The sequence below is a fragment of the Phyllobacterium sp. 22552 genome, from assembly GCF_052044585.1.
GTDB lineage: Bacteria > Pseudomonadota > Alphaproteobacteria > Rhizobiales > Rhizobiaceae > Phyllobacterium > Phyllobacterium ifriqiyense.
This window is the reverse complement of sequence record NZ_JBQENG010000005.1, coordinates 274,372-289,165: the sequence shown is the minus strand read 5'-3', so window position 1 is coordinate 289,165 and position 14,794 is coordinate 274,372. Positions and strand designations below refer to the sequence as shown.

The following is a 14,794-nucleotide window of genomic DNA, read 5'->3' as shown; positions in this document are numbered from 1 at the left end:
GTTTTTGTTTGCCGGGCAATCCCATTTCCTATAAACTTTTGAATGTAGATTTGGTTGCCTGATTATTCATTGCCATTATATTGATATTAAAGAGATTTTTATGCTCAAAGCTGATATGGAAGACCGTAATGGCGGCCCGGCACGCTATAATGCATGGCGTGAATATGCGGCCATCACCACCGTCATTTGCATTTTGATCGTTGCTGTCGCCGCCTTCTTTTGGGGCGGTGATCTTTTCCCTTCAGATTTGCAACAATTGACTGCGGCCAAGCCGGTCGAAGTGCGGGATTCCCAGCCCAACCTCGAACTTGCCAGGCTTTATGCGCGTTATGAAATGAAGCCACTACCGGCGGAGATTGCCAGAAAATCTCCGATTGCAGGGCAAATCGCAAGGCTGCAAAGCGAACCTTGCGACTGGAACGTCACTTATGATTTTGCAACGGCATTGAAAAGAGAGAGTTATAGCCGCGAGAGCGCGAGGGTTTTTCAATCATACTCCAACAAATGCCGACCATCAGATGTGGCACTCTATAATGCGGCAGACGCCCTGTATGGACTGAGCGATTTCGACGGCGCGCTCAAGATCGTTGATGACCTGCTTGTCATGTCCCCTGACCTTGCGCAATTCTACTATCTCAAAGCGCAAATTTTAAGCGATGCAAAGCGCTACAAGGAAGCGATCAACGCATTTGAATCGACGATTGGTCTGACAGATAATCTGGAAAACATAAGTGGCGAAGTGTTTCGTCAGATGTCCCTGAGCTATGCTGCACTCGGCGACTATTGCGGTGCGATTACCCCCATCCAGATGTGGGTATCGATCAATCCAGCTGAAAATGACACGGCGCGTTCACAGACAATGCTGAAGGACTACACTTCAAAGGGCAAATGTGAGCAGCAATATGCCAAGGGCAAAGACCGTTTTCCCATTACGGGAAAGAATGTCATCCGGGCAACCGTCAGCATTAACGGTGTGGCAGGCAACTTCATTGTCGATACAGGCGCAAGTTTTGTATCGATAAGCAGGGATTTTGCGACGCGCATCAAACTGCCGCTTTCAGAAGATTTCACGGTGCGTATGCAAACGGCGAATGGCGTGTCTCTGGCCCAACACACATCCGCATCGAAGGTCAATATTGGCAATGTCGAAGCCAATGACGTGGCGATGATTGTCATGGCCGACAAGAAAGCACTCGGCGATGAGATTGACGGGCTTTTAGGCCGTTCGTTCCTCTCCAGATTCAATGTGACTTTCGGCCCGAAGGCTTGGGAGATTCAAAGCAAGTAGTCGGTGGTTTGCCATATGTTTGCAGTGGTGCTGTGTGTGGTTCGCCCTTCGACAAGCTCAGGATAGCTCAACATAAATTTGCAATTAATGCTGTGCGTGGTTCGACAAGCTCACCATGAGGAAGGTGATTTGATCGCAGGGAGTCAGATCTTGCAAGGTTGGCGCCCAACTTGCAGCCCATCACATTCCCTCATGGTGCTATCCTGAGCTTGTCGAAGGGCAAACCACGCATAGCACCACTGCAAAGGCTCTCTCATAACCTTCATGGTGAGTTTTCCTGACCGGTTTCAGACCAGGGGCTGGTCGTCGCGCAGCATTGCTTCAAGCGTTTCCAGCCGGTCCGCCTCGATGGGCGGCTTGTCCCATCGCAGGCGTGATATGCGCGGGAAGCGCATGGCGACGCCAGACTTGTGCCGCTTGGAACGGTTAAGCCCTTCAAAAGCAACCTCCAGCACCAGACCGTGCTGGGGTTCGGCCCGCACCGAGCGAACCGGCCCAAAGCGTTCCGTCGTATTGTTGCGCACGAAAGCGTCAAGTTGTTTCAACTCTTCATCGGTGAAGCCGAAATAGGCTTTGCCCACCGGCACCAGATGCGGCTCTGTTTCAGGTCCGGTCCAGACTGCAAATGTATAGTCGGAGTAATAGCTCGACCTTTTACCGTGGCCGCGCTGCGCATAGACCAGGACCGCATCAATGATGAATGGATCACGCTTCCACTTGAACCAGGGGCCTTTCGGTCGTCCGGGCACATAGGTGGAAGAGCGTTGTTTCAACATGAGCCCTTCAATGATGGGATGCGGCGGTGTCTTGCGCAGTTCCACCAGATCGTCAAAATGATCGTAGGCGATGAGTGGCGAAAGATCGAACCGCGTCGGCTCAAGCTGCTTTGCGAAAGCTTCAAGCCGCGTGCGCCGCTCGATGAATGGCAAGGTGCGAATGTCATCCCCGCCATCGACAAGCAGATCATAGAGCCTGACAAAGGCAGGATGACTTTCAAGCTGCCTGGCTGAAACCGTCTTTCGGTTGAGCCGTTGCTGGAGATCGCCAAATGCGCCGATCTCCATTTCATTGTCTCCGCTTCGCGCCACCAGCAACTCGCCATCAAGCGTGCCTTCAAATGTCATATAGTCGGCAATATCGGGAAAGGCGTGGGAAATGTCGTCACCGGTGCGCGAGTAGATGCGGCGCTGCCCCTGTTCGGAAGTCAGCTGAACCCTGATCCCGTCCCATTTCCACTCAGCAACATATTCTCCGGCATTGATGCGTGAGTAATCGGGCTCCTCCAAAGGCGTTGACAGCATGACGGGACGGAATGGCGCAGCACTGAGGCTTTCGGGCTTTTCCGCGCTCTTTTCCAACCAGGCAAAGAGCGGTTGATAGGGCGGGGTCAGCCCATGCCATAGCTCTTCGATCTCGGTGACATCCACTTGCCCGAACTGGGCCAGAGCCTGCTTTGCCAAACGGGCCGAAACACCAATGCGCATGCCGCCTGTTACCAGTTTCAACAATGCGTAGCGCGCCGATGCATCAAGCTGATCCAGCCATTTTTCCACCATGCGGACGGCATCGCTGCGCGAGGCACGCTCAAGAGCCGTCACCACATCGCCAAGTGTCGGCACGCTGTTGGAACGTAAAGGCTCGTCGGCGGACCAGACGAGCGAAATAGTCTCGGCAAGATCACCAACATAATCATAGGAATAGGCGAAAAGCTGTTCATCCATGCGCTCTGCGATGAGAGTGCGCAGCATGGCCGGTTTGACATTGGCGATGTTCAGATCGCCGGTAATGGCGGCAAGTGCCAAACCGCGATCAGGGTCTGGCGTATCGCGGAAATAATCGGAAAGCAGGGTCAATTTTCCATTGCGTGAAGGCGTCAATACAAGCCGGTCGAGAAGCGCTGCAAATTCTTCCATCAATCGCCCTCATCTTCATAGCCGACAAGGTGGAGCGGTCGGGCTGCATATCCGTTCAGATCGCACCAACGGACCAGGGCTTCTTCACGCCCATGCGTGACCCAGACCTGCTCCGGATCAAGTTCGGTGATCGTCTGCGTCAGCTCATCCCAATCGCAGTGATCGGAAAGAATGATCGGCAGTTCGACACCGCCTTGACGCGCACGCTGGCGAATACGCATCCAGCCGGAGGCAAAGCAGGAAACGGGATCGGGGAAACGTCTTGCCCACCTGTCCTGAAAGGCCGATGGAGGCCCGACCACAATGGTTCCGGCAAAGTCCGGCGCGCTATCCTTTTCCAGTGTGGCGGGGGCAAGAGGCCCAAGCTTTATGCCCTGCGTTTCATAATAGTCGCAAAGCTTGGCCAGTGCCCCGTGAATATAGATCGTCTGATCATATCCGGCATCGCGCAACAGGCGGATCACGCGCTGCGCCTTGCCAAGCGCATAGGCACCAATGAGATGCGAACGCTCGGGAAATTGCTCGACCGATTTGAGCAGCTTTGCCATTTCATCGCGGCTGTCCGGGTGGCGAAACACCGGCAGGGCGAAGGTCGCCTCGGTGATAAAGACATCGCAGGCGATGGGTTCGAAACCGAGGCAGGTGGGGTCGCTGGCTCGCTTGTAGTCACCCGACGCCACAATGCGCATGCCATCCTTTTCAACAGCAATTTGCGCAGAACCCAGCACATGCCCAGCCGGATGAAAGCTGATAGTCACGCCATTAAGCCCGGTGGTTTGGCCAAGCTCTGCCGCTTGCGTTTCGCCAGCAAAATCCGCCCCATAACGCAAGGCCATAATATCGAGCGTTTGTTGTGTCGCCATGACCTTGCGATGGCCGGAACGGGCATGATCGGAATGGCCATGGGTGATGAGGGCGCGCTCAACGGGACGGATCGGATCAATGTAAAAATCACCGGCTGGCGAATAGAGACCGGCAGGCGTGGATCGCAGAAGTTCTTCGGGTCGTTTAACCAAGCTGATGTTCCGTTTATGCCGTGTTGCATTGCCGTCGAACCACGCACAAAGCTGTTGCCAAAATACAGAACGAAGATAGGGCATAATTGGCTCCATGCAATCTTCGTAAATGCTCCATCACATTGCATTCTTGCCAAAAGAAAACTTGGCGCTTTGATGCCGGACCACTACATTCGCCCCAGTGAAAATCAGCAAAGCACCCACCGCCGACACCGGCTCCGCCCTTTTGCCTCCGCTTTTCCTGAACTGGTTTCAGGCCAAGGGCTGGTCGCCGCGTGCCCATCAGCTGGAACTGCTTGAGGCGGCGCAGGCAGGGCAGTCGACCCTGCTGATTGCCCCAACCGGTGCGGGCAAGACGCTGGCGGGTTTTCTCCCCTCGCTGGTCGATTTAGCCCAGCGCGGCAAAAGCAATGCAGCGAGCCGCGGCATTCACACGCTCTATATTTCGCCGCTCAAGGCGCTGGCCGTCGATATTCAGCGCAATCTTGCCAAACCTATCGAAGAAATGGGGCTTGGCATAAGGCTTGAAACGCGCACCGGCGACACGCCTGCCCATAAGCGCCAGCGGCAGAAGCTGGCGCCGCCCGATATATTGCTGACTACGCCGGAGCAATTGGCACTGCTGATTGCGGCCAAGGATGCAGGGCGGTTTTTCGAAGATTTGCGCTATGTCATCTTTGATGAATTGCATTCGCTGGTAACATCGAAACGCGGGCATCTTCTATCGCTGGGACTGGCGCGATTGCGCCGCCTGCAACCGGGATTGCAGACAATCGGCCTGTCGGCAACCGTTGCCGACCCTGATGAATTGCGCGGCTGGCTTGTGCCGCAAACCGATGGCTCGCCCTTGGCAAGTCTGGTCAAGGTTGAAGGCGGTGCAAAACCGCATATCACCATTTTGCAAACGGAAGACCGGGTTCCCTGGGCGGGACATTCGGCGGTCTATGCTTTGCCGGGCATATATGAAGCAATCAAACAGCACGCCACGACGCTGATCTTTGTCAATACGCGCAGTCAGGCGGAGCGCTTGTTTCACGATCTTTGGATGGCCAATGAGGATAATCTGGCGATTGCGCTGCATCATGGCTCACTCGATGTAAGCAAGCGGCGCAAGGTGGAACAGGCGATGGCTGCCAATGCCTTGCGCGCCGTGGTTGCGACTTCGACGCTCGATCTTGGTATTGACTGGGGTGATGTCGATCTGGTCATTCATGTAGGCGCGCCAAAGGGCGCGAGTCGCCTTGCGCAAAGGATCGGGCGTTCCAATCACCGGATGGATGAGCCATCGCGGGCGATACTGGTTCCAGCCAATCGCTTCGAAGTTATGGAATGTCAGGCGGCGCTCGATGCCAATTATATCGGGGCGCAGGATACGCCAGCCTTGGGCGAAGGTTCGCTGGACGTATTGGCCCAGCATGTGCTGGGCATGGCTTGCGCCGATCCATTTCAGGCGGATGAGCTTTATGCGGAAGTCACCACCGCCCTGCCCTATGCCGCTTTGCCGCGCGATACATTTGACCGGATTATCGAATTTGTCGCGACGGGTGGCTATGCGCTGAAAAGCTATGAACGCTTTGCGAAAATCCGGCAGGCGGCGGATGGCTCATGGCGGGTGACGCATCCGCGTGTCGCCCAGCAATACCGTTTGAACGTCGGGACAATCATTGAAGCGCCTTCGCTCAATGTGCGGCTGACACGGCAGCGGGGCAAGGGCGGCAATGTGCGCGGCGGGCCGGTGCTTGGCAAAGTCGAAGAGCATTTTATCGAGGCGCTCAGCCCCGGCGATACATTCTTCTTTTCCGGCCGCGTGCTGCGGTTTGAGGGAATACGCGAGAACGAATGTATTGTGTCAAAGGCGGATGGTTTTGACGCAAAGATACCGTCTTATGCGGGCGGCAAATTTCCGCTGACTACTTATCTCGCCGATCAGGTGCGCAATATTCTGGCGGACCCGGCTCGCTGGGGCGCGCTGCCCGATCAGGTGAGCGATTGGCTGCGGATCCAGAAGGAAAAATCCGTGCTGCCGCAACCGGGAAGCCTTCTGGTGGAAACATTTCCGCGCGGCGAGCGATCCTATATGGTGATCTATGCCTTTGAAGGCAGGCTGGCGCATCAGACGCTGGGCATGCTTTTAACGCGCAGGCTGGAGCGGGCAAAGGCGCGGCCACTCGGCTTTATCGCCACCGATTATGCGCTGTCGATCTGGGGCCTGCGCGACATGGGCCGCATGTTCAAAAAGGGCGAGCTACCGCTTTCGGAACTCTTTGATGAAGACATGCTGGGCGATGATCTGGAAGCGTGGCTGTCGGAAAGCTTCATGCTGAAACGAACCTTCCGCAACTGCGCGCTGATTTCCGGTCTCGTTGAGAAGCGGCATCCCGGACAGGAAAAGACCGGGCGGCAGGTGACGGTTTCCACCGATCTGATTTACGATGTGCTGCGGGAGCATGAGCCGGATCACATTCTCATTCAGGCAACCCGCGCCGATGCGGCGACCGGACTTCTGGACATTCGCCGCCTCAGCGATATGCTGGGGCGAATCAAAGGCCATATCATCCATAAGGATCTGGACCAGATTTCGCCGCTGGCCGTTCCAGTCATGATGGAAATCGGCAAGGAACGTGTTCCCGGCGAAGCGCATGAAACCTTGCTTGAAGAAATCGCCGAAGAATTGACCCGGGAAATGTCGGACCATTCATGAATCTCGTATCGCAAATAACCAAGACTATGTTGCATGGGGCGGCCGAAATGGTTGTCGCCGGGCATAGATGCGTTTGCGACCCTTCCGGCGCTATGTATCTGGAAGATGACCGGATTCTGGTCGTATCGGATTTGCATTTCGAGAAGGGCTCATCCTTTGCGCGCCGCGGCATGATGCTGCCGCCCTATGATACGGCAACAACGCTTGCCGCCTTGGGGCGGGTGATCGCGCGCTACAATCCCGCCAGCGTTATCAGCCTTGGTGACAGTTTCCACGATGGAGAGGCGGCTGCGCGCTTGCCGGAGCAATATGCGGCGCAGCTCGGTTCGCTTATGGCTGGACGCGAATGGGTATGGATCACGGGAAACCATGATCCGGACCATCCTGCGGAGCTTCCGGGTGAAACATTTACCGAATTGGCTTTCGGTAATCTGATCTTCCGGCATGAACCCTCCAAACGCCCCTGCCCCGGCGAGATCGCCGGGCATCTGCATCCAGCCGCCAAAGTGGTGCGCCGTGGACAGGCGGTGCAACGCCGCTGTTTCGTCAGCGATCGCTCCCGCATGATCATGCCGGCTTTCGGCGCCTATACGGGCGGCATGAATATTCTCGGACGGCCATTTCACGGGCTGTTCGATGCACAGGCCATCATCGCCTATATGCTTGGCAGCAAGCGGGTCTATCCTATGACCGCCAAGGCGCTTTATATTTGAGTGCTGGCTTTGCTGTTTGAAAAAATCAAACAAATGCCTTATATCTGATGCGAGATGTTTGATGCGTGATGCAGGGCACGAAAATGAGAACGACACTGGCAATAGATGATGATGTACTTGCGGCGGCTAAAGGATTGGCTGCAAGGCAGCACAAGACTGTCGGAGAGGTGATTTCGACGCTGGCTCGTCAGTCGCTTCAGACTCCAGGCATGGGGAAAGATAAGCGAAATGGCGTGCCTCTGCTTCGGATAAAAGACAACACCCCGGTAACAATGGAATTCGTCAATCAGCTTCGTGATGAGCTGCCATAATGGCGTTCCTACTCGACGTTAATGTACTGATCGCCTTATTCGACCCGGTACATGTCCATCATGATGCAGCACATGAGTGGTTTGATCGTGTAGGCAAAGCGTCGTGGGCAACGTCTCCGCTGACTCAGAACGGTGTGCTGAGGATCATAGGCAATCCACGCTACCCGAATTCCCCCGGCACACCGGCGGCGGTCATGCCGCTACTTTCCAGCCTGACAGCTTTGCCCGGACACGTCTTTTGGCAAGATGATTTAAGCTTTGTAAGTTCTGACCTTATTGATCCAACAAGGCTTCTCAGTTTCAGCCAGGTTACGGATACTTATCTGCTCGCGCTCGCCCGTATGCGAGGCGGCCAACTGGCGACATTCGACCGGAGGCTGGTAACGGATGCTGTAGATGGAGGCAAGGGTTGCCTCCATGTCATAGATCAGTAGGCAGGCCAAGTGACCGGCAAATTGGTAATGCGTGCTTCGACAAGCTCAGCATGAGGAACTAGAGATTGGCAGGAAGCTAGCTCTGAGATTTTGCAACTCACTACCTCCCTCATGCTGAGCTTGTCGAAGCACGCATCAAATTCATGCAAAATCACTGCGTCTCCCTGGAGCACCGTTTTGATTCAATCAAAACGCCAAGCGCTTTAGCCTCAGCTCTTCAACCGATATCCTGTCTTGAAAATCCAGCGCAGGATCAGCATGCAGGCCACAAGGAATACGGCAGTCATGGCAAGGCTGGTGCCGATATGCACATCGGAAAGGCCATAGAAGCTCCAACGGAAGCCGCTGATCAGATAGACAACCGGGTTGAACAGCGTCACCGTCTGCCAGAATGGCGGTAGCATGTCGATGGAGTAGAAGCTGCCCCCAAGGAAGGTCAGCGGCGTGACAATCATGAGCGGCACGAGTTGCAGCTTTTCAAAACCATCCGCCCATATGCCGATGATGAAGCCGAACATGCTGAAAGTCACCGCCGTCAGGACGAGGAACAGCAGCATGATGAATGGATGCTCGATACGCAGCGGAACGAACAGCGCTGCTGTGGCGAGAATGATCAAGCCGAGGATGATGGATTTCGTGGCGGCGGCCCCGACATAGGCAATGACAATTTCCACATAGGAGACGGGCGCCGACAAAAGCTCGTAGATCGTGCCGACAAATTTCGGAAAATAAATGCCGAAGGAAGCATTGGAAATGCTTTGGGTCAGCAGCGACAGCATGATCAGGCCCGGCACGATGAATGCGCCATAGCTGACACCGCTGATCTCGGGAATACGTCCGCCGATCGCGGAACCGAAAACGACGAAGTACAGGCTGGTCGACACGACAGGCGAAATAACGCTCTGCATGATCGTGCGCCATGTACGGTGCATTTCGAACAAATATATTGCTTTGACCGCATAGAGGTTCATTTGCGTTCTCTCACCAGGCTCACGAAGATTTCTTCAAGTGAGCTTTCTTTTGTCTGAATGTCATTGAAGCGGACAGATGCCTTGTCGAGGTCCTTGAGCAATGAAGTAATGCCGGTCCTCTCTTTCTGCGTGTCATAGGTATAGACCAGTTCGTCGCCATCCTGCGACAGTTCCAGCCCGTATTTTTCCAGCGCTGCCGGAATATCCTGACGCGTTTCGGACAGTTGGAGCCGAAGCTGCTTCTTGCCCAAAGACCGCATCAGCTCATCCTTTTCCTCGATCAGGATAATCTCGCCGTGATTGATGACGCCGATACGGTCGGCCATCTGCTGGGCTTCTTCGATGTAATGCGTGGTCAGGATGATGGTGACACCGGACTCCCGCAATGCCCGAACCACATTCCACATATCGCGGCGCAACTCGACATCCACACCGGCAGTCGGTTCGTCCAGAAACAGGATTTCCGGCTCATGCGACAATGCCTTGGCAATCATGACGCGGCGTTTCATGCCGCCGGAAAGGGTCATGATCTTGGAGTCTTTCTTCTCCCAGAGAGACAATTCTTTCAGGATCTTTTCGATATGCGCCGGATTGGCAGGCTTGCCGAAAAGGCCCCGGCTGAAGCTGACTGTTGCCCAGACTGTTTCAAAGGAATCAGTCGTCAGCTCCTGCGGCACAAGGCCGATCTTGGTGCGGGAGGCTCTGTATTCCTTGATGATGTCGTGACCATCGGCGAGAATTGTGCCCGATGTCGGATTGACGATACCGCAGATTATGCTGATCAGCGTCGTCTTGCCCGCGCCATTTGGCCCAAGCAGGGCAAAGATCTCGCCGTGACGGATTTCAAGATTGATATTTTTCAGCGCCTGAAACCCGGATTCATAGGTCTTGTTGACGCTGGAGACGGAGATTGCTGATGACATGATTTGTATCCGGAAGGAAACTTTATGCAATCTGAACACTGACACATGAATCAGATCGCCTGATGTGAAGCATCTAGGAAATGACGTTCCTTATATGGTGTTGAAAAAGGAATTTCAAACCACCCTGCTGACAAATGGCGTCAGTAGCCAAAAACAAAAAGGGGAAGCCACGCAAAGGCTTCCCCTTTTTTAAAGATTGTCAGGTCCTGATCTTAGGCTTTTGCAATCTCGCCCCGGACTTCTCGCATGCTTGGCAGGAAGATGGTCAGCAAGCCGAGGAAAGGCAGATAGGCACAAATCTGATATACAAAATCGATGCCCTTATTATCGGCGACGAAACCGAGCACAGCCGCCGCAAGCCCGGCCATGCCGAAGGCAAAACCGAAAAAGATACCGGCTACCATTCCAACCCGACCGGGAACCAGTTCCTGCGCAAACACGACAATTGCAGAAAAGGCGGAGGAAAGAACGAAGCCGATGATGACGGTCAGCACGCCGGTCCAGAACAGGTTTGCATAAGGCATCATAAGCGTGAATGGCAGAACACCGAGAATGGAGAACCAGATCACGGCCTTTGTGCCAATCCTGTCGCCGATAGGTCCGCCAAGGATGGTCCCGGCAGCGGCTGCACCAAGGAACAGGAACAGCATCATCTGAGACTGCTGCACCGTAATCTGGAACTTGTGAATGACGTAGAAAGTGTAATAGCTGGAAATGCTGACCATATAAATATTCTTGGTAAAGACCAGCAGGGTCAAGATGAACAGCGACATCATGATCTTGCCGCGCGTGAGGTTCACAATCTTTCTTGGCTGGGTCTTCTTGGCATTGGCAACACGGTAATCCTGATACCAGCTACCCACACGATAAAGAATGATCATGCCAAGCAGTGCAGCGGCCGAGAACCAGATAATGCTCTTTTGGCCATAGGGCAAAACGATAAAGCCTGCCAGCAATGGGCCAAGGGCTGTGCCGAAATTTCCACCAACCTGAAAAAGCGACTGGGCAAGCCCGTGCCGGCCACCGGAAGCAAGCCGGGCAACGCGCGAGGATTCCGGGTGGAATATGGAAGAGCCTATGCCAATCAAGGCGGCCCCGACGAGCAGCATTGCATAATGGGTGGCGAACGAAAGCGTGGCGAGACCCGCCAGCGAAAAGGCCATCCCGACCGGCAGTGAATAGGGCATGGGGCGCTTATCCGTATAGGTTCCCACAAGAGGCTGAAGCAGGGAGGCAGTCCCCTGAAAAATAAGGGTCAGAATGCCGATCTGCTTGAAATTCAGGCCATAATTCTCTTTCAGCATCGGATAGATGGCCGCAAGTAGCGACTGCATCATATCATTGAGCAGATGACAGAAGCTGACGGCGAATATAATAGCGAAGACGGTTGTTTCGGCAGCGGAACGCTGCGCGGGCATGGCTGTATCGGTCATTAAACTGGTCCATCAACTATGAGCGGATAAGCGAGGTTGCGACGCTCAGCTCATCCTCATACAGAAATTGCATGGAACCTGCTTTCGTGGTTTGGTCCATTTCTTTCGCAGGTGGGCCAAATGTACATGGTCGTGCGATATTTCGACTGGATACAGCCTATGTACGACCACTGGACTTTAGTCTCATTGAAATCGAAATAAATATAACGTTGAGTGGGGGTCGTTCATTGGGGAGTGATGAACGTTCTTTCCTGAAGCATATCAGGTGCTCGGGAAACATATGTGAGGGGGAACTATGGAAAATAGTCTTGCGCTGACAATATTCCTGCCTGTGTCGCTGGGCATTATCATGCTCGGTCTTGGGCTGGCCTTGACCTTGGAAGATTTTCAAAAGGTGCTCAAGGCACCCAAAGCGGTTCTGGTAGCACTTGTCTGCCAGACATTCATTCTGCCTTTGGCCTGTGTTGCGATTATTTATCTATTCAATCTCGAACCCGCACTTGCCGTCGGAATGATGCTTCTGGCAGCCAGCCCCGGTGGCACGTCCGCCAATCTCTATAGCCATCTTGCTGACGGGGACGTTGCGCTGAATATCTCTCTTACTGCAATCAATTCCGCACTTTCGATCATAACTCTGCCGCTGATCGTAAATTGGTCGCTGGCGCATTTTTTCTCAGAAGGGCAAGCGATCCCGCTGCAGTTTGCCAAAGTGATGCAAGTATTCATTATTGTGCTCGGGCCGGTGATCATTGGTATGTGGATACGCCACCGCTTTCCTGCTTTTGCCGACAATATGGCACGGCCCGTCAAGATATTGTCTCTGGTATTTCTGATGATGGTCGTGTTGGTCGCGCTTGTGCAGGAATGGGAAACACTCCAGATTTGGGCGCCGATAGTCGGACTCGCGACTTTGACATTCAATCTGGTCAGTCTCGCTATTGGTTATTTCGTGCCAAGGGCAGTTGGTATCGATAACCGCCAGTCGACCGCAATCGGCATGGAGATCGGTATTCACAACGGCACGCTTGCCATCGCCATAGCGCTCAGCCCGTTTCTCCTCAACAATCCTACAATGGCTGTCCCCGCAGCAATTTATGGGCTGATCGCCTTTGTCACGGCCGCTCTCTTTGGCTACTGGCTGAAGACGCGGCAAAAAGCTGCTGGAAAAGTGACTTTTGTCGATCCTATGTGAAACAGGCGGCTCATGGGTTCGACAAACATGCTCCAGGATCGGCAAGCCTTTAGCAGTTGAGCCAGCCTCGTTTTCATGGTTTGGTCTACTTCTTTCGTAAGTGGGCCAAATCCATGCGTTACAAAACCTTCCCGGGTACGAACTCTGCCGGAATGGAGCTGGAGAACCTGCACCAGCTCCGGTTGACGTGGCTGGATCAGGCGGAAGGAGATGTTCTTGCGCTTGCAACAGCCTATCCGGCGGGACATCATATCGCGCGTCATTATCACAACCAGTCGCAATTGTTGCACGCTATAGCGGGTGTGGCGATGGTCACAACCAAGTTCGGGCGGTGGATGGTTCCTCCACACCATGCCTTATGGTTGCCTGCAGGGATTGAACATGCTGTCGACATGTTTGGTGACGTTTCCATGCAGTCGATCTATGTGCGGCCAGAGGCTGTGGATGGATTGAAAGGGCACCTCCATGTGGTGGGGCTGACGCCGCTGATGGACAGCTTGATCCGGGAGGCCGTTAACCTGCCAGCGGATGCCACTGCCAATACGCGGGCAGCCTTTGTCATGGGCTTGCTATTGCACGAGATTCCAAATCTACCCGAACGGCCGCTGGGTCTCCCCTTTCCAGATGATCGCCGCCTGGCAGCGCTTTGTCATGATTTTCTCAAAAGCCCATCGCCGCATACGAATATTGATCATTGGGCCGATGAGCTTGGCATGAGCAGGCGCACATTTACCCGCATATTCAAGCGGGAAACGGGTTTGAGTCTTTCCACCTGGCGTCAGCAAGCATGTCTGCTCGCCGCCTTGCCACGACTGACAGCGGGTGAACCGGTGACAAGTGTTGCGCTTGATCTCGGCTATGACAGCGTCCCGGCATTCACAACGATGTTCAAGCGGATGCTTGGAACGCCGCCCCGCGCCTATCTTCATCAAAGACTTTAGACGTCAATCGAACTTGATAAGCGTTTTACCGGCAGAGCGGCCCGCGCGGCTCTGTTCGATATTTTCCGGTACTTCGTCCAGTGAAATGATCTGATCAACCGGCACGACCACGCGGCCTGCAACCACATGATCGACAAGACGCTCTAGAAGAGCTTGATCGGCGGCGAGTTCAAAATTGCCGCCCTTGAGTGAGCGCTTTTGCAACTCTTCATCATCGGCCACAAAGGCTGTTGTATAGGCGGTTCCGCCCTGTTTGACCTGTGCTGAAAGCGCGGAAAACTCCGCAGCATTGCTCATCAGGTCGATCAAGCCGTCAATGCCGCCTGGATAGAGCTTATGCAGCTGTTCGCTAGCAGGCGAAGCAGTGTGGTCAATCGTGGCAATGGCACCGAGCTTAATCGTCGCGGCGGCTTTTGCAGGGCGGGCGGTTGCAATGACTTTCAGGCTGCGAGCCACCGCCAATTGCACGGCAAATGATCCGACGCCGCCTGTAGCGCCGACAATGAGAATGGTTGCGCCCTTTGGCAGATCAAGATTTTCGACCATTTGGAGCGCCGTCATTCCGGCAGTGGGAAGGGCGGCCGCCTGAAAGACAGTGAGGGCTTCTGGCAATTTTATCAAAAGGTTCGATGCGGGCACGCGCGCATATTCCGCATAAGGGCCCTCGCCGAGCGGCATATGCAGAAACTGGCCGAATATTCTATCGCCCGCGGCAAAACCAGTAACGTCCTCACCGCAGGATTCGACCACACCCGCTGCGTCATTACCCAAGATCAAGGGAAAAACATGCGGCGCCTTGCCTTTGAGAATGCCGTTTGCCACTTTCCAGTCGAATGGATTGATTGCGGCGACAGAAATTTTGACCAGAAGTTGATCTTTACCGGGCTGCGGCTTTGGAACGTCAATCAGTTCCACCTTTGCGCCAAATGACTGCACTGCTGCTGCCCGCATGATGATC

The 14,794-nt window shown here is 54.3% G+C and carries 13 protein-coding genes; 7 read left to right on the top strand and 6 right to left on the bottom strand.

Translation table 11 applies throughout. From position 1 onward, the window contains the following. Positions 1 to 100: 100 nt before the first annotated feature. The gene (locus ACTJI9_RS14300; protein ID WP_440808807.1) at positions 101 to 1,288 is read left to right on the top strand and encodes a TIGR02281 family clan AA aspartic protease; all 1,188 of its coding nucleotides are present in this window, start codon (positions 101 to 103) and stop codon (positions 1,286 to 1,288) included. A gap of 287 nt (positions 1,289 to 1,575) precedes the next feature. On the opposite strand, the gene ACTJI9_RS14295 is transcribed toward ACTJI9_RS14300, so the two are convergent. Together ACTJI9_RS14295 and ACTJI9_RS14290 are read right to left on the bottom strand one after the other, a co-directional pair. Then, on the bottom strand, positions 1,576 to 3,201 hold the full coding sequence (locus ACTJI9_RS14295) for a cisplatin damage response ATP-dependent DNA ligase (protein ID WP_440808804.1): 1,626 nt from the start codon (positions 3,199 to 3,201) through the stop codon (positions 1,576 to 1,578). Continuing rightward, complete coding sequence (locus tag ACTJI9_RS14290; protein ID WP_307275273.1) at positions 3,201 to 4,217, bottom strand: ligase-associated DNA damage response exonuclease; 1,017 nt, start codon at positions 4,215 to 4,217, stop codon at positions 3,201 to 3,203. Before ACTJI9_RS14290 ends, ACTJI9_RS14295 begins: the two co-directional genes overlap by 1 nt. A gap of 181 nt (positions 4,218 to 4,398) precedes the next feature. On the opposite strand from ACTJI9_RS14290, the gene ACTJI9_RS14285 reads away from it, so the two are divergent. The 4 genes from ACTJI9_RS14285 to ACTJI9_RS14270 all read left to right on the top strand — a co-directional run bounded on the left by ACTJI9_RS14285 (position 4,399) and on the right by ACTJI9_RS14270 (position 8,376). Then, entirely contained in the window at positions 4,399 to 6,918 is a 2,520-nt protein-coding gene (locus ACTJI9_RS14285) for a ligase-associated DNA damage response DEXH box helicase (protein WP_440808800.1), read from the top strand. Next, positions 6,915 to 7,631, top strand: a complete 717-nt coding sequence (gene pdeM / locus ACTJI9_RS14280; protein ID WP_370878655.1) for a ligase-associated DNA damage response endonuclease PdeM — start codon at positions 6,915 to 6,917, stop codon at positions 7,629 to 7,631. Before ACTJI9_RS14285 ends, pdeM begins: the two co-directional genes overlap by 4 nt. Positions 7,632 to 7,714: 83 nt before the next feature. Continuing rightward, positions 7,715 to 7,942, top strand: a complete 228-nt coding sequence (locus ACTJI9_RS14275) for a CopG family transcriptional regulator (RefSeq protein ID WP_115053850.1) — start codon at positions 7,715 to 7,717, stop codon at positions 7,940 to 7,942. Next, positions 7,942 to 8,376 carry a TA system VapC family ribonuclease toxin gene (locus ACTJI9_RS14270; protein WP_336441950.1) on the top strand — a complete coding sequence of 145 codons (435 nt, stop codon included), beginning with the start codon at positions 7,942 to 7,944 and terminating at the stop codon, positions 8,374 to 8,376. The genes ACTJI9_RS14275 and ACTJI9_RS14270 overlap by 1 nt, the downstream gene beginning before the upstream one ends. 209 nt (positions 8,377 to 8,585) lie before the next feature. On the opposite strand, the gene ACTJI9_RS14265 is transcribed toward ACTJI9_RS14270, so the two are convergent. The 3 genes from ACTJI9_RS14265 to ACTJI9_RS14255 all read right to left on the bottom strand — a co-directional run bounded on the left by ACTJI9_RS14265 (position 8,586) and on the right by ACTJI9_RS14255 (position 11,703). Then, positions 8,586 to 9,347 carry an ABC transporter permease gene (locus tag ACTJI9_RS14265; protein ID WP_115053701.1) on the bottom strand — a complete coding sequence of 254 codons (762 nt, stop codon included), beginning with the start codon at positions 9,345 to 9,347 and terminating at the stop codon, positions 8,586 to 8,588. Further along, on the bottom strand, positions 9,344 to 10,270 hold the full coding sequence (locus ACTJI9_RS14260; protein ID WP_440808795.1) for an ABC transporter ATP-binding protein: 927 nt from the start codon (positions 10,268 to 10,270) through the stop codon (positions 9,344 to 9,346). The genes ACTJI9_RS14265 and ACTJI9_RS14260 overlap by 4 nt, the downstream gene beginning before the upstream one ends. A 212-nt stretch (positions 10,271 to 10,482) precedes the next feature. Continuing rightward, on the bottom strand, positions 10,483 to 11,703 hold the full coding sequence (locus ACTJI9_RS14255) for an MFS transporter (protein ID WP_115053703.1): 1,221 nt from the start codon (positions 11,701 to 11,703) through the stop codon (positions 10,483 to 10,485). A 295-nt stretch (positions 11,704 to 11,998) separates the two neighbouring features. Between ACTJI9_RS14255 and ACTJI9_RS14250 the strand changes: the two genes are divergently transcribed. Beyond that, entirely contained in the window at positions 11,999 to 12,895 is an 897-nt protein-coding gene (locus tag ACTJI9_RS14250) for a bile acid:sodium symporter family protein (protein WP_337354808.1), read from the top strand. A gap of 113 nt (positions 12,896 to 13,008) precedes the next feature. Next, positions 13,009 to 13,836 carry a helix-turn-helix domain-containing protein gene (locus tag ACTJI9_RS14245; protein WP_115053705.1) on the top strand — a complete coding sequence of 276 codons (828 nt, stop codon included), beginning with the start codon at positions 13,009 to 13,011 and terminating at the stop codon, positions 13,834 to 13,836. 3 nt (positions 13,837 to 13,839) lie between these two features. Here ACTJI9_RS14245 and ACTJI9_RS14240 read toward each other — a convergent pair whose 3' ends face one another. Further along, on the bottom strand, positions 13,840 to 14,787 hold the full coding sequence (locus ACTJI9_RS14240; protein ID WP_440808791.1) for an NADP-dependent oxidoreductase: 948 nt from the start codon (positions 14,785 to 14,787) through the stop codon (positions 13,840 to 13,842). Positions 14,788 to 14,794 lie beyond the last annotated feature (7 nt).